Source organism: Microbacterium sp. F2, assembly GCF_052274505.1.
GTDB lineage: Bacteria > Actinomycetota > Actinomycetes > Actinomycetales > Microbacteriaceae > Microbacterium.
The window spans coordinates 523,014-542,915 of sequence record NZ_JBNVBV010000001.1; the positions used below are offsets into that span (position 1 = coordinate 523,014).

General features: G+C 66.4%; 23 protein-coding genes. 19 read left to right on the forward strand and 4 right to left on the reverse strand.

Features of this window, described 5'->3' with window-relative positions; all coding sequences use genetic code 11:
• Positions 1 to 29: 29 nt before the first annotated feature.
• From ffh to ACQVDU_RS02625, 3 genes are all read left to right on the forward strand, one after another.
• Positions 30 to 1,598, forward strand: coding sequence for a signal recognition particle protein (gene ffh, locus ACQVDU_RS02615; protein ID WP_443476188.1), 1,569 nt, complete (start codon positions 30 to 32; stop codon positions 1,596 to 1,598).
• Positions 1,599 to 1,696: 98 nt separating this feature from the next.
• Positions 1,697 to 2,881 carry a hypothetical protein gene (locus ACQVDU_RS02620; RefSeq protein ID WP_443476189.1) on the forward strand — a complete coding sequence of 395 codons (1,185 nt, stop codon included), beginning with the start codon at positions 1,697 to 1,699 and terminating at the stop codon, positions 2,879 to 2,881.
• Positions 2,878 to 4,653, forward strand: coding sequence for a glycosyltransferase (locus ACQVDU_RS02625; RefSeq protein ID WP_300594725.1), 1,776 nt, complete (start codon positions 2,878 to 2,880; stop codon positions 4,651 to 4,653). Before ACQVDU_RS02620 ends, ACQVDU_RS02625 begins: the two co-directional genes overlap by 4 nt.
• A gap of 10 nt (positions 4,654 to 4,663) precedes the next feature.
• Here ACQVDU_RS02625 and ACQVDU_RS02630 read toward each other — a convergent pair whose 3' ends face one another.
• Both ACQVDU_RS02630 and ACQVDU_RS02635 read right to left on the reverse strand, forming a co-directional pair.
• Complete coding sequence (locus ACQVDU_RS02630) at positions 4,664 to 5,116, reverse strand: methyltransferase family protein (protein WP_443476190.1); 453 nt, start codon at positions 5,114 to 5,116, stop codon at positions 4,664 to 4,666.
• 16 nt (positions 5,117 to 5,132) lie between these two features.
• Positions 5,133 to 6,293 (reverse strand): glutamate--cysteine ligase, encoded by a 1,161-nt coding sequence (locus ACQVDU_RS02635; protein ID WP_300594848.1) that lies wholly within the window; start codon positions 6,291 to 6,293, stop codon positions 5,133 to 5,135.
• A 237-nt stretch (positions 6,294 to 6,530) separates the two neighbouring features.
• On the opposite strand from ACQVDU_RS02635, the gene rpsP reads away from it, so the two are divergent.
• From rpsP to pyk, 5 genes are all read left to right on the forward strand, one after another.
• Complete coding sequence (gene rpsP, locus ACQVDU_RS02640; protein ID WP_300594845.1) at positions 6,531 to 6,968, forward strand: 30S ribosomal protein S16; 438 nt, start codon at positions 6,531 to 6,533, stop codon at positions 6,966 to 6,968.
• A 3-nt stretch (positions 6,969 to 6,971) separates the two neighbouring features.
• Positions 6,972 to 7,202, forward strand: coding sequence for an RNA-binding protein (locus ACQVDU_RS02645; RefSeq protein WP_228178146.1), 231 nt, complete (start codon positions 6,972 to 6,974; stop codon positions 7,200 to 7,202).
• A 1-nt stretch (position 7,203) separates the two neighbouring features.
• Entirely contained in the window at positions 7,204 to 7,848 is a 645-nt protein-coding gene (gene rimM, locus ACQVDU_RS02650) for a ribosome maturation factor RimM (protein WP_300594842.1), read from the forward strand.
• 1 nt (position 7,849) lies between these two features.
• The gene (gene trmD, locus ACQVDU_RS02655) at positions 7,850 to 8,542 is read left to right on the forward strand and encodes a tRNA (guanosine(37)-N1)-methyltransferase TrmD (RefSeq protein WP_300594853.1); all 693 of its coding nucleotides are present in this window, start codon (positions 7,850 to 7,852) and stop codon (positions 8,540 to 8,542) included.
• Between the two features lie 124 nt (positions 8,543 to 8,666).
• Positions 8,667 to 10,088: a pyruvate kinase gene (pyk, locus tag ACQVDU_RS02660; protein ID WP_443476191.1), complete on the forward strand. Its 1,422-nt coding sequence runs from the start codon at positions 8,667 to 8,669 to the stop codon at positions 10,086 to 10,088.
• Positions 10,089 to 10,108: 20 nt separating this feature from the next.
• Here pyk and map read toward each other — a convergent pair whose 3' ends face one another.
• Positions 10,109 to 10,891, reverse strand: coding sequence for a type I methionyl aminopeptidase (map, locus tag ACQVDU_RS02665; protein ID WP_300594836.1), 783 nt, complete (start codon positions 10,889 to 10,891; stop codon positions 10,109 to 10,111).
• Between the two features lie 113 nt (positions 10,892 to 11,004).
• Here map and ACQVDU_RS02670 point away from each other — a divergent pair, with 113 nt between their 5' ends.
• From ACQVDU_RS02670 to ACQVDU_RS02720, 11 genes are all read left to right on the forward strand, one after another.
• The gene (locus tag ACQVDU_RS02670; RefSeq protein WP_363497186.1) at positions 11,005 to 11,496 is read left to right on the forward strand and encodes an MFS transporter permease; all 492 of its coding nucleotides are present in this window, start codon (positions 11,005 to 11,007) and stop codon (positions 11,494 to 11,496) included.
• A gap of 160 nt (positions 11,497 to 11,656) precedes the next feature.
• The gene (gene rplS, locus ACQVDU_RS02675; protein ID WP_228178152.1) at positions 11,657 to 12,004 is read left to right on the forward strand and encodes a 50S ribosomal protein L19; all 348 of its coding nucleotides are present in this window, start codon (positions 11,657 to 11,659) and stop codon (positions 12,002 to 12,004) included.
• A 143-nt stretch (positions 12,005 to 12,147) separates the two neighbouring features.
• Positions 12,148 to 12,915 (forward strand): signal peptidase I, encoded by a 768-nt coding sequence (gene lepB / locus ACQVDU_RS02680; protein WP_363497183.1) that lies wholly within the window; start codon positions 12,148 to 12,150, stop codon positions 12,913 to 12,915.
• Positions 12,912 to 13,580 (forward strand): ribonuclease HII, encoded by a 669-nt coding sequence (locus tag ACQVDU_RS02685; RefSeq protein WP_443476192.1) that lies wholly within the window; start codon positions 12,912 to 12,914, stop codon positions 13,578 to 13,580. Before lepB ends, ACQVDU_RS02685 begins: the two co-directional genes overlap by 4 nt.
• Positions 13,581 to 13,642: 62 nt before the next feature.
• Positions 13,643 to 13,966, forward strand: a complete 324-nt coding sequence (locus ACQVDU_RS02690; protein WP_195691615.1) for a DUF2469 family protein — start codon at positions 13,643 to 13,645, stop codon at positions 13,964 to 13,966.
• A 94-nt stretch (positions 13,967 to 14,060) separates the two neighbouring features.
• A complete protein-coding gene (locus tag ACQVDU_RS02695; protein ID WP_300590843.1) occupies positions 14,061 to 14,423 on the forward strand; it encodes a YraN family protein in 363 nt (120 codons plus the stop codon).
• Positions 14,420 to 15,940: a YifB family Mg chelatase-like AAA ATPase gene (locus ACQVDU_RS02700; protein WP_300590844.1), complete on the forward strand. Its 1,521-nt coding sequence runs from the start codon at positions 14,420 to 14,422 to the stop codon at positions 15,938 to 15,940. Before ACQVDU_RS02695 ends, ACQVDU_RS02700 begins: the two co-directional genes overlap by 4 nt.
• The gene (gene dprA / locus ACQVDU_RS02705) at positions 15,937 to 17,106 is read left to right on the forward strand and encodes a DNA-processing protein DprA (protein ID WP_300590846.1); all 1,170 of its coding nucleotides are present in this window, start codon (positions 15,937 to 15,939) and stop codon (positions 17,104 to 17,106) included. The genes ACQVDU_RS02700 and dprA overlap by 4 nt, the downstream gene beginning before the upstream one ends.
• Positions 17,107 to 17,135: 29 nt before the next feature.
• Positions 17,136 to 17,663 carry a DUF2087 domain-containing protein gene (locus ACQVDU_RS02710; protein WP_300590847.1) on the forward strand — a complete coding sequence of 176 codons (528 nt, stop codon included), beginning with the start codon at positions 17,136 to 17,138 and terminating at the stop codon, positions 17,661 to 17,663.
• A 76-nt stretch (positions 17,664 to 17,739) separates the two neighbouring features.
• Positions 17,740 to 18,639, forward strand: a complete 900-nt coding sequence (locus ACQVDU_RS02715; RefSeq protein WP_300590848.1) for a tyrosine-type recombinase/integrase — start codon at positions 17,740 to 17,742, stop codon at positions 18,637 to 18,639.
• Between the two features lie 60 nt (positions 18,640 to 18,699).
• On the forward strand, positions 18,700 to 19,275 hold the full coding sequence (locus tag ACQVDU_RS02720) for a DUF3060 domain-containing protein (protein WP_300590849.1): 576 nt from the start codon (positions 18,700 to 18,702) through the stop codon (positions 19,273 to 19,275).
• A gap of 34 nt (positions 19,276 to 19,309) precedes the next feature.
• On the opposite strand, the gene ACQVDU_RS02725 is transcribed toward ACQVDU_RS02720, so the two are convergent.
• Positions 19,310 to 19,861: a murein hydrolase activator EnvC family protein gene (locus ACQVDU_RS02725; RefSeq protein WP_363495336.1), complete on the reverse strand. Its 552-nt coding sequence runs from the start codon at positions 19,859 to 19,861 to the stop codon at positions 19,310 to 19,312.
• Positions 19,862 to 19,902 lie beyond the last annotated feature (41 nt).

Consider the following 19,902-nt stretch of genomic DNA (forward strand, 5'->3'; position numbering starts at 1 on the left):
AGGGCACCCTCACGTAGAATCGGACGATCATGGCAACCTTTGGCACGCTCTCGGATCGCCTTACCGAAACCTTCCGCAACCTCCGTACCAAGGGCAAGCTCACGCCCGCGGATGTCGACGGGACCGTCCGTGAGATCCGGCGCGCGCTGCTCGATGCCGACGTCGCACTGCCTGTGGTGAAGGAGTTCACCGCGAAGGTGCGCGAACGCGCGCTCGGTGACGAGGTCAATCGCGCCCTCAACCCTGCCCAGCAGGTTGTGCAGATTGTCAACGAGGAGCTCATCGGCATCCTCGGTGGACAGCAGCGGCGACTGCAGTTCGCCAAGACGGCCCCGACTGTCATCATGCTGGCGGGCCTGCAGGGATCGGGAAAGACGACGTTCGCGGGAAAGCTCGCGAAGATGCTCGAGAAGGATGGGCACACGCCGCTTCTTGTCGCGTGTGACCTCCAGCGCCCGAACGCCGTGAACCAGCTCCAGGTCGTCGCCGAGCGGGCCGGAGCCGCGATCTACGCACCCGAGCCGGGCAACGGCGTCGGAAACCCCGTCAAAGTCGCCAAAGACGGCGTCGAGTACGCGAAGCAGAAGCAGCACGACATCGTGATCATCGACACCGCCGGCCGGCTCGGTGTGGATGCCGAACTCATGAAGCAGGCTGCCGACATCCGGAAGGCGACTGACCCCGACGAGGTGCTCTTCGTCATCGACGCACTGACCGGTCAGGACGCCGTGAACACGGCGAAGGCGTTCCAGGAGGGTGTCGACTTCACGGGGGTCGTGCTTTCGAAGCTCGACGGTGACTCGCGCGGCGGTGCGGCACTGTCCGTTGCATCCGTCACCGGCCGTCCCATCATCTTCGCGTCCACTGGCGAAGGGCTTGATGACGTCGAGCCGTTCCACCCCGACCGGATGGCAAGCCGCATTCTGGACCTCGGCGACATCCTCACCCTCATCGAACAGGCTCAGAGCGCCTTCGACGAGGCCGAGGCGGCCAAGATGGCCGAGAAGCTCGCGACGGAGCAGTTCACGCTTGAAGACTTCCTTGAGCAGATGCAGCAGCTCAAGAAGATGGGCTCGATGAAGAAGATGCTCGGGATGCTCCCGGGCATGGGGCAGATGAAGCAGCAGCTCGACGACTTCGACGAGCGCGAGATCGACCGCACCGAGGCCATCATCCGGTCGATGACCCCGGGTGAGCGGCGCAACCCGAAGATTCTGAACGGATCGCGGCGCCTGCGTATCGCGCGCGGCTCGGGGATGACAGTCACCGATGTCAATCAGCTGGTGCAGCGGTTCGAGCAGGCGGCGAAGATGATGAAGACCGTCGCGCGAGGCGGTGTTCCCAACATCCCGGGCATGGGTCCGGTCCCCGGCGGCGGTCGCCCCGGCGCGTCGGCCAAGCGCGGCAAGCAGTCCAAGACTCAGAAGGCACGTCAGGGTTCGCGGTCGGGAAACCCCGCGAAGCGTGCCGCCGAGAACGCCGGGCTCGCGACACAGAACGCGACGCCGACCGGCTCGGGCTTCGGGCTGGGCGGCGGATCGCAGGCTCCGAGCGAGGCGGACCTGGCTGAACTCCAGAAACTGCTCGGCAAGAACTGACGCCCGCGCTGATATTGCGCAGGTGGAGCCTCGCCACAGACCGGGGCTTTCGCTACAATCCGCACGTCATCTGTCTTCATCGGCGAGCGGAACCGAGAATGTCCGTGCTCAGCGGCCAGCACCTGTTCGACCGCGATGTGCCGCGCTTCCTGGAGAGCCCCGCGGGCGTGCTCCCGCCGTACCCTCGGCGCGCGTGGCTACGCTGGACGATGCGTGGCATCCTCGCACTGCCGCTCGTCATCGTCGTCGCGCGCTGCGCGCTCCTGGCCCCTGAGCCGTGGCATGACACTGCCAATCAAGCGCTCTTAGCCCGCGTCCGGGACGGCGCAGGCGCAGCGGATTTCGGGCAACTCCTCACGACCTTCTCACCACCGCTGGGCGCGCTGCCAGCACTGGTCCTTCCTTCGGAGCTGCTCCTCGCCGTCGGCGGGGCACTGCTCGGAGGCTTCTTCCTGCAGGGTCTCGACCAGGCGATGTTCCGCCGCGGACTGCACGGCATCATCCGTCTCGTCGTTCTCGTCTCGCTGCTGATCTCGCCGGTCTTCGTGCTGCTCTCGGCAACCGACATCACAATGTTCGGCGCCGTCGTCCTCTTCGGTCTCGGACTCATCGACATCGTGCGTTTTGAGAATCTCGCCAACACCCAGGCGGGATTTCGCGCGGGGCTGCTGCTCGGGGCTGCGGCGATGACGGACGTGCGGGCCATTCCTCTCGTTCTCACGGTCGCGATCGTGGGGACTCTGCTCATCCACTCCCGCCCGCAGGCCCGGGCGGCGAACGCGGTCATCGTGGCCTTTCCCACTGTCGCGGTCACTGTCGCGCTCGCCCTTGCCGGCGTGATCATCGGCTCGGGACCGCTCACCTTTCTCCGCACCGATGCGACAAGTGCCGCCCGTGCGATCGAGGCGCTAGTCTCTGACCCGCTCAGCGAGCCACTGATGCTGTACCTCGCTCCCGTGCTCGTCGTCGCCATAACTGCCGGGGTCTTCGGCTTCGCGCGCTCGGGCGTGATGATGCTCCTGATCGCGGTGGGTGCTCTGGCCGGCGTTCTGGTGGGTTCACCGCTGATCGCTGCCGCAGCGCTCGCCTACCTACTCGTGCATATTTCGGTCGCCATCCTTCCGACGGAATCGCCGGCGCAGCACGCCGCGATCGTCGTCATGTGTTCCGTGCTCGTCGGCATCGTCGGGTGGGTTGTCGCCGCGCGACTTCCCGAGGCCCAGGAGTGGTCGGTCATCTTCACGGGGTTCGGTCAGGTTCCTTCCGGCGGGGGCGACGGATGACAGACATCGATGTAAGCCTGCTGGATGTCGGCTTTCGCGCGGTCTACGCGCGCGAGGGATGGATTCCGCTCGCGGCCGGCGAGGACGGCACGATCCTGGTCGGCGCGTCGCGCGAGCTGGACCCCGCGCAAGAGGAAGCGATCGCCGACGATCTTGGCGCGCCGATCGAGGTGGTCCCGGTGAGCCAGCAGTTCATCATCGACGCCGTGATCGAGGTGTTCGCGGCAGAGTTCGCCGCTGAGGCAGCGGACGGACTCGCGAACGCGAATCCGGTGCGTTCGGCGCGCACCGTCCTCTCGCGGGGCCAGGTGATCGGGTTCGCGGTCGTGGCGAGCGTTGCGGTGCTCGGTGCGGTGCTGCTGACGGGCGCGACACTTGTCGTCATCCTCGCCGCCATCAATCTCTTCTTTCTTGCGAGCGTTCTGTTCAAGTTCGTCGTCGCCTTCCGGGGATCTCGCTACGACCTCGTGAACAAGGTGTCGCGGTTCGAGCTGTCGGTGCTCGACGAGGACGAGCTGCCGTTCTACACCGTGTTGGTGCCGGTCTTTCGCGAAGAGAAGGTCGTCGCCCAGCTCATGACGAATCTGGGGCGCCTGGACTATCCGCGTGACCGCCTCGAGGTGCTGATCCTCGTCGAAGAAGGCGATGACGCGACCCGGGCGGCGATCGCCCGGTCAGTCGTCCCGGAGCACTTCATCGTCGTGCCTATCCCGGCCGGCGTACCTCAGACCAAGCCACGCGCGTGCAATGTCGGCCTCGAACTGGCGCGTGGCGAGTTCCTCGTGATCTTCGATGCCGAGGATGCGCCCGAACCCGACCAACTGAAGAAGGCGGTCATCGTGTTCTCGCGCACAGACGAGTCGACCGCCGTCGTACAGGCCTCACTCAACTACTTCAACGCGCGAGAGAACGCCCTCACGCGCCTGTTCACTCTCGAGTACGGGGCATGGTTCGACTACATGCTCATGGGGCTCGAAGACTCCGACCTTCCGATCCCGCTCGGAGGGACGTCCAATCATTTCCGGATGACGGCGCTTCGACGTCTCGGGGGATGGGATCCCTACAACGTCACCGAGGACGCCGACCTCGGCATCCGTGCCAGTGCCCTGGGGTACCGGGTCGGTGTCGTTGATGCCACGACGATGGAGGAGGCGACCTCGCGCATTCCGCAGTTCATCAAGCAACGCAGCCGATGGATCAAGGGATACATGCAGACCGCGCTCGTCCACTCGAGGCAGCCCATAGCGCTGATCCGCCGGATCGGCCTCCGCCGGTTCGCTGCGTTCGCGCTCCTGATCGCCGGCACGCCCTTCACGTTCCTCAGCGTGATCCCCTTCGCGATCCTGCTCGTGCTCGCCCTCGCGTTGCCGTTCTACGTCGTCCCGGTCGAGGTCCCGCCGATCGTGATCGTCTTGAGCGCTTTGAACTTCCTTCTCGGCTACTCCCTGCTGATCTACATGAACATGATGGGTCCCTATAAGCGGGGACTCTTCGGGCTCGTGCCCTGGGCTCTCCTGAAGCCCCTGTTCTGGATCCTCCACTCGATTGCCGCGTACAAGGCTCTCTGGCAGCTGATCACCAGACCGCACTACTGGGAGAAGACGGAGCACGGCACCTCCCGGTTCGCTGCTCCGCATGCCGTCGCTGGGGAGCACCCCGATCCCGCGCCGGCAGAGGAGCCGTCCGCCGAGAAAGAGCCGGAGACGGAACTCACCCCGGAGGAGCGGGAGGCGCGCAGCGCCGTGGAGCGTCAACGCCGGATGTCGTGGTGACCCGGTCCTCTCAGCGGATGCCGCGGCCCCAGAGCATCAGGGGAGTGCGGCTCGCGTACTTCCGATAGTCATCGCCGAAAGCCTCGAGAAGGAACCTCTGCTCGACGTGCGCCTTGGTGATAAGCACGATGGGCAACAGCGCCCACACGACCAGGAGTTCGATCCGGCCACGCCATGCGACCCATCCCAGGGAGCCGACCAGGATGCCGAGATAGACCGGATTGCGTGTCAGGCGGAAGACCCCTGTCGTGCGCAGCGGGGCGTCATCTTTCGGTGCTACCCACGGAACGATGTCGCGCCCGAGAGCGGCGACCCCCGCGATGGATAGAGCGAGTCCGATGGCGCCGAGCGCGCCAGCGCTGACAGTGAGCCAGGGAGCAGACCAGAGCGCCTCGCCCGGCAGAAGAAGGAGGGCCAGGAGCACGAACTGTGCGATGACCAACCAGTCGGAGCGATGGCGCATGGTCACAGTCGTCGGGCTAGCGCAGCGCGTTCAGGTGATCGCGCAGGGTCGGGCCGTCACGGAATTCGGTGACGAGGTGTCGCACGACTGCTCTCAGGTCGCCAGCGTTCTCGTCCGCGACCCTCAGCTGCCGTTCGTAGCTCGCGCCGCTGGCGAGGATTGTCTCGACCCCGGCGAACTCCTTCGCGCACTTGAGCTCGACAGAGATCTCGGCGAGATCGTCGAGGACCTCGCGCAGATGCTCGCGCACGGGCACAGGTGTTCCCTCACGGTCGACGATGATCTCGGCATCCAGGCCGTACCTGGCTGCACGCCACTTGTTCTCCCGGATGAACCAGGGCTGGATCCCGGTCAGGTCTTCCCCGTCATCGAGTCGCCGCGAGAAGTGCTCCACCAACACCTGGACGAGGGCGGCTACTGCTGCAAGCTCGGGCAGGGTCGACATCCCGTCGCATGCGCGTACCTCGATCGTGCCCCAGCGCGGTGCGGGTCTGATGTCCCAGCGCACCTCGGTCGCGTCAGCCATGACGCCGGTGTTCACCATGTCGTCGAGGTAAGCCTCGAATGACTCCCAGTCATCGAGCAGCCAGGGGAGACCGGCAGTGGGGAGCTGTTGGAACACGAGAGCCCGGTTCGATGCGTAGCCGGTGCGGTCGCCTGCCCAGAAGGGACTCGACGCCGACAGCGCCTGGAGGTGGGGGAGGTAGGTCGACAGAGCCCGGATGAGCGGCATGACTTTGTTCACGTCCTCAACACCCACATGGATGTGGATGCCCCAGATCATCATGTTCCGACCCCACCACTGGGTTCGCTCGATGAGTGCCTGGTACCGCGTCTTGTTGGTGACCTCCTGGTCATACCACTGCGCGAACGGATGCGACCCGGCGCACAGCAGGTCGAGGTCTCGCGGCTCGGTCGCTGTCCGAAGGGCACGGATGCCGTCGACCATGTCTTCGGCGGCTTCGGCCACGGTCGACCCGATCCCGCTCGTGACCTCGACCGTATTCGTGAGCAGTTCGCTTGTGAGCGAAAAACGCTCGAGATCAATCGTGGGCGCGAGTTCATCGAGGACCTCGGGAGCCCGGCCGGCTAGGTCACCCGTGCTGCGGTCGGCGAGCATGAGCTCCCACTCCAGGCCGACGGAGGAGCGAGCGGATGTCGCAAAGCCGAGCGTCATGGCGTCAGTTTGGCATGCACCGGCACTCTCTGACCCGATTGCGACACGGTGCGACGAGTACCCCTCGACGGCACCTGCGCGTCGTCGGTTCTCGGCATCCGGTCGGATCTGGCAGAATAGAGGGTCGGACCGCGCTCGACCCTCTATCCAGCGCATCCGCCCCCTTTGAGCTTCCGCCGGGTGTGCACCCCACGCTCCAGGCGATCAGTTCGTTCGAATCCACCACACAGGAGAATCGTGGCTGTCAAGATCCGCCTCAAGCGGCTCGGTAAGATCCGTGCCCCGTACTACCGCATCGTCGTCGCCGACTCGCGCACCAAGCGCGACGGACGCGTCATCGAAGAGATCGGCAAGTACCACCCGACCGAGGAGCCCTCGTTCATCGAGGTCGACTCTGCTCGTGCCCAGTACTGGCTGAGCGTCGGCGCCCAGCCGACCGAGCAGGTGCGCGCCATCCTCAAGATCACCGGCGACTGGGGAACCTTCAAGGGCGACAAGAACGCTGTCTCCACGCTGAAGACCGCCGAGGCAAAGCCTGTCTTCGAGGTCGAGACCTCGAAGAAGTCGGTCGTCAAGCCCAAGGCCGAGAAGAAGGCTGAGGAGGCCCCCGCGGCTGACGCTGAGGCCGACGCTGCACCCGAGGCCGCTGAGTCGGCCGAGACCGCAGAAGCCTGATCCGTGCTCGCCGCCGCGCTCGAACACGTCGTCAAGGGGATCGTCGACAACCCGGATGACGTGCGTATCCTTTCGTCGGAGTCCTCACGCGGTGAGGTACTCGAGGTGCATGTGCACCCCGACGACCGAGGACGCGTCATCGGGCGCGGCGGTCGCACGGCCAAAGCAATCCGCACCCTGATCTCGGCGCTGGCCGACGGGCGCCGCGTGCGGGTTGACGTCGCGGACGACTGACGTGGTCGATTCGGACGGGCGCTCCGCGCCGCCCCCTTCGGCAGGAACCCAGCTGCGGGTCGGACGTCTCGTGAAGGCGCACGGACTCAAGGGTGCGCTGAAGCTTGAGCTTTACACCGACAATCCGGACGGACGTTTCGTTCCCGGTGCGACGTTCACCCTCCAGGTCCCCGACACCTCTCCCTGGCACGGCAAGCCGTTGACCGTTCGTGAGTTCCGCTGGATGAACTCTCACCCGGTCGCCTTCTTTGAGGGCGTCGATGATCGGACCGCTGCCGAAAGCCTCGTGCGTGCCATCCTCTGGGTCGATGAGGCAGCTGACGCGGCATCCGACGAAGAGGATGCTTGGTTCGACCACCAGCTCGTGGGTCTCGACGTTCGCCGCGATGGCGCCTCGGTCGGCCGCGTGATCCGCGTCGAGCACCTGCCGGCACAGGACCTGTTGATCGTTCGCGCTGACGCTGATCGCGAAGTGCTCGTGCCCTTCGTCAAAGCGATCGTGCCGGTCGTCGATCCTTCAGCGGGTTACGTCATCGTGACGCCACCGGCAGGCCTGTTCGAAGACATCGTCGATGAGGATCCCGAACCCGCCGCATCCTCCGATGAGTCTCCCGAGGACGCGGCAGCCGACACCGACGGGAACTGACGTGCGCATCGACGTCGTCACGATTTTCCCGGCGTTCTTCGACGTCCTCGAGGTCTCGCTCATCGGCAAGGCCCGCGAGCGCGGCCTGCTCGATGTCCGCGTGTACGATCTGCGTCAGTGGACTCACGACCGCCACCGCACTGTCGATGACACCCCCTACGGGGGCGGTGCCGGGATGGTCATGAAACCCGAACCGTGGGGCGAGGCACTCGACGAACTTGCGCCAGCTGATGCGTCAGCCCGGCCGACGATCGTGTTCCCGTCGCCGGCGGGGGAACTCTTTCGCCAGTCGACGGCGCGCGAGCTCGCGCGCGAAGAGCACCTCGTCTTCGGGTGCGGACGATACGAAGGCATCGACGAGCGGGTCTTCGAGGATGCCGCCGCGCGTGGCTCGGTTCGCCTCATCAGCCTCGGCGACTACGTGCTCAACGGCGGCGAGGTCGCCGCTATGGCGATGATCGAAGCCGTCGGACGCCTCGTTCCCGGGATGGTGGGAAACCCGGCGAGCATCGTCGAGGAGTCACACGAAGACGGGCTCCTGGAGTATCCGTCTTACACGAAACCCGCCGTGTGGCGAGATCGCGCTGTGCCCGACATCCTGCTCAGCGGCAATCATGGTGCCATCGCGCAGTGGCGTGCGCAGCAGCAGCTCGAGCGAACTCGTGCGCGTCGGCCTGATCTGCTGACGGAATGAGGATGCGCAGCTGAGGCGAGCCCTGAGCAGCGTCGTCAGTCACCGACTTGTCACACGCGAGAAACCCGCCGGTGTCGTCAGGGCGCCAGACTGAGAGCGACTCACCCGCCGAAGGGATCGTTGCATGCGCCGCGCCAAGATCGTCGCCACTCTGGGACCTGCGACATCGTCATACGACCAGATCGAGGCCCTCGTTCGCGCGGGAATGGATGTCGCCCGGCTGAACATGAGCCACGGCGAGTGGGACATTCACGAGCAGTCGTATGCCAACGTGCGACGAGCCGCCGACTCCACCGGGCGGCCGGTCGGTATCCTCGCGGATCTGCAAGGTCCCAAGATCCGGCTCGGACGCTTCGCCGACGGCCCGCACCACCTCGAGCCGGGCGACATCTTCACGATCACCACCGAGGATGTCGAGGGCACCCGCGAGATCTGTGGAACGACGTTCCCGCAGCTTGCCTCCGACGTCGTTGCTGGAGACACGCTGCTCATCGATGACGGCAAGGTTCGGCTGCGAGTGCTCGACACCGACGGCATCCGGGTGCGCACCGAGGTCGTGGTCGGGGGAGCGGTCTCGAACAACAAGGGCATCAATCTCCCGGGGGTCGCAGTCAGCGCGCCAGCTCTGAGCGCGAAGGACGAAGCCGACCTGCGCTGGGCGTTGGCGCTCGGCGTCGACATGATCGCGCTCTCGTTCGTGCGCTCGCCCAAGGACGCACAGCGGGCGCGGATCATCATGGCCGAAGAGGGTCGCCGGATTCCGATCATCGCCAAGATCGAGAAGCCCGAGGCTGTCGAACACCTGCAGGAGATCATCGACGCGTTCGACGGCGTCATGATCGCTCGTGGCGATCTTGGCGTCGAGCTGCCGCTGGAGACCGTGCCGATCGTGCAGAAGAGAGCGATCGAGCTCGCCCGCCGCTGGGCCAAGCCGGTCATCGTCGCGACCCAGATGCTTGAGTCGATGATCGAGAATCCGGTGCCGACGCGCGCAGAGACCTCGGATGTCGCCAATGCGGTTCTCGACGGCGCTGACGCGGTCATGCTCTCGGGGGAGACGAGCGTCGGAGCCCATCCGGTTACCGTCGTCGAGACCATGGCCCGAATCGTCGCATCCACCGAAGAAACCGGGCTTGAACGCATCCCTCAGCTCGGCACGAAACCGCGCACACAGGGCGGCGCCCTGACTCTTGCCGCCGCGACCATCGCCGACTTCGTCGACGCGAAGTTCGTGTGCGTTTTCAGTCAGTCCGGTGACTCGGCTCGTCGAATGGCGCGGCTTCGCCACCGCGTGCCGATCCTCGCGTTCACCGACCTGCCGGGAACCCGCTCACGATTGGCGCTCACCTGGGGTGTGGAGCCGTTCCTGGTCGCTCGCGCCACGTCGACCGACGGCCTGATCCAGTTGCTCGACCAGGTGCTCATCGAGACGGGCCGGGCCGCGCCGGGTGATGTCGTGATCATGACCGCGGGCGCTCCTCCCGGAACCCCGGGGTCGACGAACAACGTGCGGGTCCACCGCGTCGGCGCCTCCGACGGGTCGTGAACCCGGGACGAGGTACCGGCTCAGCTGACCCCGAGGAAGCTCCGGTCGGTGAGGATGACGGGGCCGTCCTCGGTGATGGCGATCGTGTGCTCGGAGTGAGCCCCGCGCGAGCCGTCAGCGCTGCGTAGCGTCCAGCCATCGGCATCCGTTCGCAGCTGGTCCGTCGACTGCAGGAACCAGGGTTCGAGCGCGAGCACCAGTCCAGCCCGCAGGGGGTACCCGCGGCCGGGCTTGCCGTCGTTGGGAACGTGCGGGTCACCGTGCATCTCGCGACCGACCCCATGGCCGCCGAAATCCGTGTTGATCGAGAGGCCCTCGCCGTGAGCGACGGCGGCCACGGCGGCCGAGATATCACCGATGCGGTTACCGATGACCGCTGCGCTGATCGCGGCATCTAACGCGCGCTCAGTCGTGTCGATGAGGGCGAGGTCTTCGTCGCGGGGCGTGCCCACCACGAAAGACACCGCTGAGTCGGCGACCCAGCCGTCGACGGAGACGGCGAAGTCGAGGGTCACGAGGTCGCCGTCGCGGATGGCGTAGTCGAAGGGAAGCCCGTGGAGCACGGCGTCATTGATCGACGTGCAGATGACCTTGCCGAACGGGCTTGCTCCGAAGGAGGGGTGGTAGTCGATGTAGCACGACTCGGCGCCGACTTTGCGGATCATCTCGTGCGCGCGGCGGTCGATGTCGAGCAGGTTCGTTCCGACGCGGGTCTCAGCGCGCAGGGTCGCGAGTACTTCGGCGACGAAGCGACCAGCCGGTTTCATCGCCTCAATCTCGGCAGGGGTGCGCAACTCGATCATCAGTTTCCTCTCGACCGGTCCATTCTGTCCGATCCGCTATCGATCGGCTGTGAGGATGCCTCGCATCGCGTGCCTCGGCCACGGGTGGCATGAGCCGGGCGTAGCATCGAATCATGTGGCTGCGACGCGCCTACTACGGCTGGATGATCCCCGCCGCGTTCGTGCTGCCGTTGTGGCTCTTCGTCGGCTGGATCGCCTTCGACGCCGGCGCGTGGGCCTTGCTGTGGGTCTTGCTCATGGCCATTCCCTCGGTACTGATCGGCCAGCTCGTCCTGACACTCTTGGTGCGGGCGCGTCCGACTGCTCGGGCTGCACGAGCAGTGTCGTGGTGGGATGTCGCGGGATTCACGGTCTGGCACGCTCTCACGATCGCGCTCGGCTTCTTCGTGGCGGCCTGGTGGTTCCCGGTCTTCTTGCTCACGGTCGCCGTCGGGCTGTCGCTGTTCTGGCTGATGCTCTGGCAGCTGTGGCGCGAAGCGCGTCCGGGCATCGCGACGCTGCGTAGCGCGTCTGGAGTGTCCTACATCCCGCCCTCGCCGGCGACCGCTCCGCGCCGCGAGGACCCCGAGGTCATCGTCATCACCGAGCAGCAGCCCGGCTCCTGACGGTTTTGTTCGCGGCGGCTGTCGTGGCAGAATAGCTGTTTGTGCCTTGACGGATTCTGCCTCAGGGGAATCCGCCGCCGGTCCTGACCGCGGTTCGGCACACCTCATCCTTTTCTATCCACCCGCGACCGACCTGTGGCGGCCGCAGAGAGTAGCGATCATGCAGACCCTCGATATCGTCGACGCAGCTTCCCTGCGCAGCGACATCCCCGCTTTCGGCCCCGGCGACACCGTCAAGGTGCACGTGAACATCGTCGAAGGAAGCCGCTCGCGCGTCCAGGTCTTCCAGGGTGTCGTGCTCGGTCGCTCCGGCGACGGCGTGCGCGAGACCTTCACCGTCCGCAAGATCAGCTTCCAGGTGGGCGTCGAGCGTACGTTCCCCGTGCACAGCCCGATCATCGACAAGATCGAGCTCGTCACCCGCGGTGACGTCCGTCGTGCGAAGCTCTACTACCTGCGCGAGCTTCGCGGCAAGAAGGCCAAGATCAAGGAGAAGCGCGACAACTGAGTCTGCGCCTCTCCACGTGTGCCCCGGCGCTTTGGTGCCGGGGCACACGTGTCTGTCCGGGCGTTGCACGACCCCCGGAAGACCCATCGTGTGACACCCTTATCTGAGCGTCCGGTATCACCTCGGACGGATTGGATCGCTGCATGACTTCCGACGCTGACGCACCCGCTGAACCCGTAACACGGGCACAGCGGCGTCGACAGAGTGGCAGACGCGGCGGTTGGCTTTTCCTGCGGGACGTACTGGTCATCATCCTGATCGCCGTCGTCGTTTCGGCGCTGGTGAAGACGTTCCTGGTCCGCTCGTTCTACATCCCGTCTGGGTCCATGGAGGACACGCTTCAGATCGACGACCGCATCCTTGTCGACGAGCTCACACCGCGCTGGAACGGGTACCAGCGCGGTGACATCGTCGTGTTCCAGGATCCGGGTGGGTGGCTTCCTCCGAGTGTGCGCCCGGCCCAGTCTCCGTTCGTCGAGGGCATCGACTGGCTCCTCACTCTCGTCGGTCTCTCGGTCTCGGATTCCGAGGACCACCTCATCAAGCGGGTCATCGGGGTTCCGGGCGACCATGTCGTGTGCTGCAACGCTCTCGGACAGATCACGATCAACGGTATTCCGATCGACGAGTCGGCGTACGTCAAGCTCGACCCGGGTCAGACCGCGCCGAACCCCGTGCCGTTCGATGTCGTGGTTCCCGACGGGAGCCTCTGGGTTCTCGGTGACAACCGAGACCACTCCAAGGACTCGCGATTCAACCAGGACCAACCTGGCGCCGGGTTCGTGCCGATGGAGAACGTCGTCGGTCGCGCATTCGTGACCACGTGGCCGATCTCGCGGTGGAGAATTCTTGATCCGCACAGTGAGGTATTCGCTGGCGTTCCCGCAGGCGAAGGAACCGGCGCGCAGTGACCGGGGCGTCGCGAGCGGTCCCGCGCCTGACTCTGGAGCGGCAGCTGTTGCGCGAGTACGACCTCGTCATCTCGTGCGATGAGGTCGGTCGCGGTGCCCTCGCCGGCCCGGTCGCCGTGGGGGCCACCGTGACGGATGCCGCGCTCTCGCGCCGCCGGGTTCCCGAGGGCCTGCGCGACTCAAAGCTGATTCCCGAACCGCGCCGCGCGGAGCTGGCTCGACGCGCTGCGGGCTGGGTCGTCGACAGTTCTGTCGGGTGGGCAAGCTCAGCCGAGATCGACGAGGTCGGCATCCTGCCCGCCCTCGGGCTCGCTGCCAGGCGTGCGCTGGCGGAGCTCACGACCCACGGTGTGGACATGTCGCGCGCGATCGTCGTCCTCGACGGGAACCACGACTACATCTCGCGGGCTGCGGGCCCTCGGCTGACGGTCCGCCCCGTGATCAAGGCCGACCGCGACTGTGCCGGCGCGGCGGCAGCATCCGTGATCGCCAAAGTCGCGCGGGACGAGCTCATGGTGGGTCTCCACGACGACCTGCCCGCCTATCAGTGGGTCCGCAACAAGGGGTATGCGAGTCCCGAGCACCGCGCCGCGATTCTCGAGCACGGGGTGAGTGACCACCATCGGGTGTCGTGGGCCTTCGCCGGAGCTCCAACGCTCTTCTGATACGCCCGGGGGTGCTCGACCGTGGTCGCTTGCCGCATCCCGGGAACTAGGATGAAAGCACCATGGATGACGAGGTCTTCGAGGACTACGACCGCGAACTGGAACTGGCGCTGTATCGCGAGTACCGGGATGTCGTACACCAGTTCCAGTACGTGATCGAGACGGAGCGACGCTTCTACCTCGCCAATGACGTCAACGTCGTTCGCCGGGACACGGAGCACGACTTCTACTTCGAGATCACGATGAACGACGTCTGGGTCTGGGACATCTACCGGGCGGATCGATTCGTCAAGTCCGTGCGCGTACTCACCTTCAAGGACGTCAACGTCGAGGAACTCCAGCGCGGCGACTTCCAGTTGCCTGACGAGCTCACGCTCGACAGCTAAGCGTCCTTCCTCCCCAGGCGCATAGTTCCCGAGCTTCTTCGCGTCTCGCCCCGATCCTCGCTGTCGCCGATGGGCGCGCAGCAACGCTGGGGGAATGGCAACGAAAGACGAACTCGGCAGGGCGGGTGAAGACGCCGCCGAGGCCTACTTTCGGGCGCGGGGCTTCGAGATCCTCGATCGCAACTGGCGTTGCCGCACCGGTGAGATCGACCTGGTGGTCGCCGATGCCGACACTGTCGCGATCGTCGAGGTCAAGACGCGACGATCCGCCGCCTTCGGGCATCCGTTCGAGGCGATCGACGCACGAAAGCTCCACCGCCTGCACCAGCTGGCGCGAGAGTGGCGCACCGCCCACCGTGATCTAGCCGGCAGCCGCCACGTACGCGTGGACGGGCTTGCGATCACCGGTGACCCCGCGACGCCGCTGCAGATCGAGCACTTGCGAGACCTCGCATGAGTCTCGCTCGCACCTGGGCGATCTCGCTCGTGGGAATCGAGGGCGTCGCCGTCGAAGTCGAAGCCGATCTCTCCGATCAGCTTCCCGACTTTCGCATCATCGGACTTGCCGACCGTGCGCTCGGGGAGTCCTCTCAACGCGTACGCAACGCCTGCGCCAATAGCGACGTTCCGCTTCCGAGTCGTCGATTGACCGTCAATCTCTCACCAGCGAACCTGCCGAAACACGGCTCCGGGTTCGATCTCGCGATCGCTGTCGCTGCCCTGGCTACACAACTGCCGCTGTCTGCTGATGCGCTCATGCGTACTGCGCATATCGGTGAACTCGGCCTCGACGGCAGATTGCGCCCCGTGCCCGGCATCCTTCCCGCCGTGCTGGCCGCAGCTCGGGCGGGACTCGAGACCGTCGTCGTGCCACGCGCCAGCGAGGACGAGGCAGCGCTCGTACCCGGAATCACCGTGGTCGGTGCGACGAGTCTCAGTGACGTTCTCTCCCGACATGGGATCGAGGCGCGGCTGCCCGAGGCCGATCCGGTGGATCTCCCCAGTGACCTTGGTGTACCGGAGGAGACTCTGGACCTCGCTGACGTGGTTGGACAAAATGACGCTGTCGCCGCGCTCCTTGTCGCGGCCGCTGGTGGCCACCATCTGCTCATGACGGGTCCGCCGGGCGCCGGAAAGACGATGCTCGCGCGGCGACTTCCCGGGATTCTGCCGCCGTTGGATGACGAGGCCGCGTTGGCTGCGGCATCCATCCGTTCGCTCTCGGGGAGCGCTGTCACTCATCTTTCGCGGGTCCCACCGTTTGAGGCGCCGCACCACAGCGCGAGTGCTGCAGCTCTCGTCGGCGGTGGATCTCGTGCGCCGCGCCCCGGCGCAATCGCGCGCGCAAGCGAGGGTGTGTTGTTCCTGGACGAGGCTGCAGAGTTCGCCACGACGGTGCTCGATGCGCTGCGTCAACCCCTCGAGTCCGGGCGCATCACCGTCCATCGAGCCGGATACACGGCATCCTTCCCCGCGCGGTTTCAGCTTGTGCTGGCCACCAACCCGTGTCCGTGCGGAAACCGGGGGCTTCGAGATGCCGTCTGTGAATGCCCGTCGCAGGCGATCAGGCGCTACCAGAACCGACTGTCGGGCCCGCTTCTCGATCGCGTCGACATCGAGCTGACCCTGCTGCGGGTGGGCCGTGTTCCCGAGGCGCGGGGAGCCCTGGACTCTGCCCATGCCCGGGCGCTCGTGGTCGAAGCCCGTGATCGGGCCGCGCGACGCCTGTCGAATACCCCGTGGCGGCGAAACGCCGATGTACCGGGCACGTGGCTACGCTCCGGCGCTGGGGCGCTCCCGCCCGCGGTTCGTGCCCCGCTCGATGGCGCCCTGGCGCGGGGCACTCTGACGCTGCGCGGCTATGACAGGGTTCTGCGGGTGGCGTGGACGCTCGCCGATCTCGAGGGGGAACGGATGCCGACCCCCGACCACATCGGGCGCGCACTGTTCCTGAAGCGAGGAACAGTCTCGTGATTGATCCGCAGCGCGCTCGAGACGAGCTCGGCCCTCTCGTGACGGGCCCACTCTCCGACGACGGCATTCTCGATCGGTATGCCCGCGTGGTCTGGAACAGCCTGACCGAGCCGGGTGACGCGGCAGCGGGGATCCTGACGGAATCGCTCGGGGCTTTCGAGGCGCTCGCACGGGTGCGGCGCGGGGACATCGGCGACAGCATCCTGGACCAGAGCGAGGCCCGTGCGGCACTGCAGCGGTGGGAACCGAGGATGCGGCCGGGTACGGTGGCTGGCCTCCTGCGTACTGCCCGTGCCGCTCGACTGCGGCTCGTGACCCCTGCCGACGAGGAGTGGCCCGATGCTGTCGACGACCTGGGAGCGCACGCACCCCTGGCACTATGGGTGCGCGGCGACCCGCGGTCGATCTCCGCGGCCCGCACGGGGGTGGCCATCGTCGGAGCGCGTGCGGCCACATCGTACGGGGAACATGTCGCGGGGGAGTTCGCCGCTGAACTTACCGCTTCCGGAATCCCCATCGTGTCGGGTGCGGCCTTCGGTATCGACGCCGCCGCTCACCGGGCGACCCTCGCCGGTGGCGGCTGCACGATCGCGCTCATGGCGGGCGGGCTGGAAAGGGCGTATCCGCAGGCCCACACCGAGCTTGTCGAGCGCATCGCCGCGACAGGTGCGGTCGTGAGCGAGGTCGCGCCGGGCTTCGCTCCCACGAAGTGGAGATTCCTGCAGAGGAACCGGCTCATAGCAGCCCTGTCGGCGGCGACAGTCGTGGTCGAAGCCGGGTGGCGCAGCGGATCGCTTAACACCGCGCATCACGCGAGCGCCCTGGGCCGCGCGATCGGAGCAGTGCCGGGGCCGGTTACCAGCGCAGCGTCGGCGGGTTGCCACCGGCTCCTGCGCGAACTCGAAGCGACCTGCGTCACCACCGCTGCCGACGTTCGCGAGTTGATCGGCTGGGGGGAACTCATGGGCCTGAGCGGTCGTGACGCCGAACCTCGCACCACCGACGCCACCCGTGTCCGTGACGCCCTCAGCACACGAGTGGCGCGCACCACGCAGGAGATCGCGCGGCGCAGCGGCCTCAGCACTGGAGAGGTTCAATCCCACCTCGGAATCCTGCACCTGGACGGAGTGGTGACGGCAGACGCGGGCGGCTGGCGGCTGGCGTGAGAGGCTCGGGGTGAGGAGGTCAGGCAGCGATGACACAGCAGACAGGCAACCGGTGGCGTCCGGTGATCGCCGCGCTAGCGAACCCCGACGTTCGCGTCGCCTTCGGCTTGTTGCTCATGGGCGGAGACGCTGCTGGCTATCTTGATGCGAAGTCACCGTCGCGGCGCGAGCACATCGTCCGGGTGCTGACCGCGTCGGGCGCAGTTCGCGTGGAAGAGGGCGGGCTGGAGCTTGAACCGACGGTGTTCGGCGACATCCTTGCCGAGGCGTCGCCCCGAAAGGCAACGGATATCGGAAGGTTCCTCGTCGACGGGCGCATCACGCACTACCCGGCGTCGCTACGCGAGCGTGATGATCTGTTGCGATGGGTTGTCGGGCGCGTTCTCGAGCACGGTGAGACGGTCTCGGAACCTGTTCTCACCGGCCGGTTGCGCGTGCTCGTCGATGACACCGCACTCTTACGGCGCTACCTCGTTGATTCAGGCCTTGTTGACAGGAGCCGGGATGGGGCTGCGTACACGCTCCGGGGCGAGGCCGCGGATACCCCGCCTTCGTGAGCTGGAGACTGCGGCACCTCGCGCCACACCGGGTTGGGCGCCGTCGCCGCTTGGTCGGCTGAGGCATCCTGTCTGCATGGACATCTCCGAGGCTGCAGAGCGCTACCTGCGCTACGTCGCCGATGTGCGCCGGCTGTCTCCTGCAACGGTGCGCGCGTACCGGTCGGATCTGACCGACCTGGCCGATGCTGTGGGTCCCACCCGGGTACAGGATGTCGATCTCGAGATGCTGCGGAACTGGATGTGGCGCGCGAGCGAGCGCGGCGACGCTCGGTCCACCCTCGCGCGGCGTGCTGCTGCGGTGCGCACCTTCTTTGCGTGGGCACTGGATGCGAACCTCATCGACACGGACCCTGCGGTGCGCCTCGTCGCGCCCAAGCGCGGGCGAACGCTGCCGAAGGTTGCCTCTGCCGACGGCCTTGCCCAGTTGCTCGATGAGCTCGGGCAGTTAGCAGGAACGGGGGGCGACGCGGTTGATCTGCGTGATCACGCCATGCTCGAGCTGCTCTACGGGGCAGCGCTGCGCGTCTCGGAGCTGTGTGCCCTAGACCTGACAGATCTCGACAACGGGCGCCGGACCGCGCGCGTCTGGGGCAAGGGGGCGAAAGAGCGGGTCGTGCCCTACGGGGGTGCCGCTGCGCGCGCACTGGATGCCTACCTTGTGCGAGGTCGGCCGGCGCTTGCCGTGACCGATACCGCCCGCAGTGCACTCTTTCTCGGCGTTCGTGGCGCGCGCATCGGCTCGCGTACCGTCTACGACGTCGTCGCTCGACGCGTCGGCGCGCTCACCGGGGGGAGTGTGGGCCCGCACGCTCTGCGACACTCCGGCGCCACCCACCTCCTCGATGGTGGTGCCGACCTGCGGTCGGTGCAGGAGATGCTCGGCCACGCGAGCCTGGGTACGACGCAGATTTACACTCATGTCTCCAGCGAGCGGCTGACGGCGAGCTACCGTCTCGCGCACCCGCGGGCGTAGACGGACGCGGCACCACCCCTGCGTCTCTGACGATCTGCGCTTCCCGCGTAGGGTAATCGCATGCATGCTCCGCGCCGCACGCTCGGTGTCGCCCTGGCCGTCGCCTCGGCTTTCGCGCTCGCCGGATGCATCGCGCTCCCGGGACCTCGTGTCACCGTCGTTCCGACACGGGGAGCCGTGACTCCGGTTCCCTCGCCCTCCTGGGAAACGCAGGCACCGACTCCGGCACCTACAACCACGGTCTCTCCGACATCCGCACCAGATGCGCTCTGCGTGAACGGGAAAGCCGTCCTGGCAGGCAACGATGTCGTGTTCTCGCTGACGGGCGACTGCGCCGACGTGACGATCGCCGGCAACCGGATCGTCGTGCAGATGGACGGATCAGCGGACACCGTGTTGCTCCAGGGGAGCAATAATGATGTCGCGATCGGCGACATGGGTGATGTGCGTATCGAGGGAAACGACAACAGCTTCGTCAGTGGCGGGATCGGATCTATGCAGATCGCTGGTGACCGCATGCGCATCGACGCTGACGGTGCCATCGGCGACATCACGGTCAACGGAAACGACAACACCTTCAGCGCAAGCGGGTACGGCACGATTCAAGACAACGGCGGCAGAAACGTCTTTGGTTGATCCCGTCGCCCACGGCTGATCTGGTTTCTTTTGGCTAGCCACAGCACGGGAGCAGTACAGCGCGGGGCACGCCGCCCAACAGCACGATTGGGTTGATGTACTCGCCATTCCAGCGCACGCCGAAGTGCACTGCTCCGACGGGGGTGTGGCCGCCCTCGCTCACGACACCGACATCTTCGCCTCGCGCGACGCGGTCACCTGTCGACAGGGATGAGGTCACGGGCTCCAGCGTCGTCACGAGCCCGTTTCCGTGGTCGATCGTGATCACATCCCGATCGACCACGCGACCGGAGAACTGCACGACGCCTGGCGCCGGCGAACGGACGGTTCGGACGCCGAACAGCGCCAGATCGACACCACGGTGACCTGGCCCGTAGCGATGCGCCGGTGCGACGTATGCGGTGAGGATGCGAAACCCCGACACCGGCCAAACCCAGTCATCCGCCACCAGCGCTGGGTCCGGCGATCGCATCGTGTGTGTGTCCGCTGCGATCGCTGGCGCAGCCGACGCAGGGACGGATGCTCCCAGTGCGACCGTAAGAGTAAGCGCGAGGACGGTGGGCAGAACGAGTCGAGAGGGGGACATGTCAGTCAGCATTCACGCTGCGCTGATGGCCTCGGGCTGCC

Excerpts from the sequence above, each read along its gene's own strand:
- ACQVDU_RS02700 (WP_300590844.1), top strand. The coding sequence starts at position 14,420 with ATGAGTCTCGCTCGCACCTGGGCGATCTCGCTCGTGGGAATCGAGGGC.
- pyk (WP_443476191.1), top strand. The coding sequence starts at position 8,667 with ATGCGCCGCGCCAAGATCGTCGCCACTCTGGGACCTGCGACATCGTCA.
- ACQVDU_RS02630 (WP_443476190.1), bottom strand. The coding sequence starts at position 5,116 with ATGCGCCATCGCTCCGACTGGTTGGTCATCGCACAGTTCGTGCTCCTG.
- ACQVDU_RS02695 (WP_300590843.1), top strand. The coding sequence starts at position 14,061 with ATGGCAACGAAAGACGAACTCGGCAGGGCGGGTGAAGACGCCGCCGAG.
- ACQVDU_RS02725 (WP_363495336.1), bottom strand. The coding sequence starts at position 19,861 with ATGTCCCCCTCTCGACTCGTTCTGCCCACCGTCCTCGCGCTTACTCTT.
- lepB (WP_363497183.1), top strand. The coding sequence starts at position 12,148 with ATGACTTCCGACGCTGACGCACCCGCTGAACCCGTAACACGGGCACAG.
- ACQVDU_RS02625 (WP_300594725.1), top strand. The coding sequence starts at position 2,878 with ATGACAGACATCGATGTAAGCCTGCTGGATGTCGGCTTTCGCGCGGTC.
- ACQVDU_RS02670 (WP_363497186.1), top strand. The coding sequence starts at position 11,005 with ATGTGGCTGCGACGCGCCTACTACGGCTGGATGATCCCCGCCGCGTTC.
- ACQVDU_RS02715 (WP_300590848.1), top strand. The coding sequence starts at position 17,740 with ATGGACATCTCCGAGGCTGCAGAGCGCTACCTGCGCTACGTCGCCGAT.
- ACQVDU_RS02720 (WP_300590849.1), top strand. The coding sequence starts at position 18,700 with ATGCATGCTCCGCGCCGCACGCTCGGTGTCGCCCTGGCCGTCGCCTCG.
- ACQVDU_RS02635 (WP_300594848.1), bottom strand. The coding sequence starts at position 6,293 with ATGACGCTCGGCTTTGCGACATCCGCTCGCTCCTCCGTCGGCCTGGAG.
- ACQVDU_RS02690 (WP_195691615.1), top strand. The coding sequence starts at position 13,643 with ATGGATGACGAGGTCTTCGAGGACTACGACCGCGAACTGGAACTGGCG.
- ACQVDU_RS02710 (WP_300590847.1), top strand. The coding sequence starts at position 17,136 with ATGACACAGCAGACAGGCAACCGGTGGCGTCCGGTGATCGCCGCGCTA.
- map (WP_300594836.1), bottom strand. The coding sequence starts at position 10,891 with ATGATCGAGTTGCGCACCCCTGCCGAGATTGAGGCGATGAAACCGGCT.
- ffh (WP_443476188.1), top strand. The coding sequence starts at position 30 with ATGGCAACCTTTGGCACGCTCTCGGATCGCCTTACCGAAACCTTCCGC.
- ACQVDU_RS02620 (WP_443476189.1), top strand. The coding sequence starts at position 1,697 with ATGTCCGTGCTCAGCGGCCAGCACCTGTTCGACCGCGATGTGCCGCGC.
- rplS (WP_228178152.1), top strand. The coding sequence starts at position 11,657 with ATGCAGACCCTCGATATCGTCGACGCAGCTTCCCTGCGCAGCGACATC.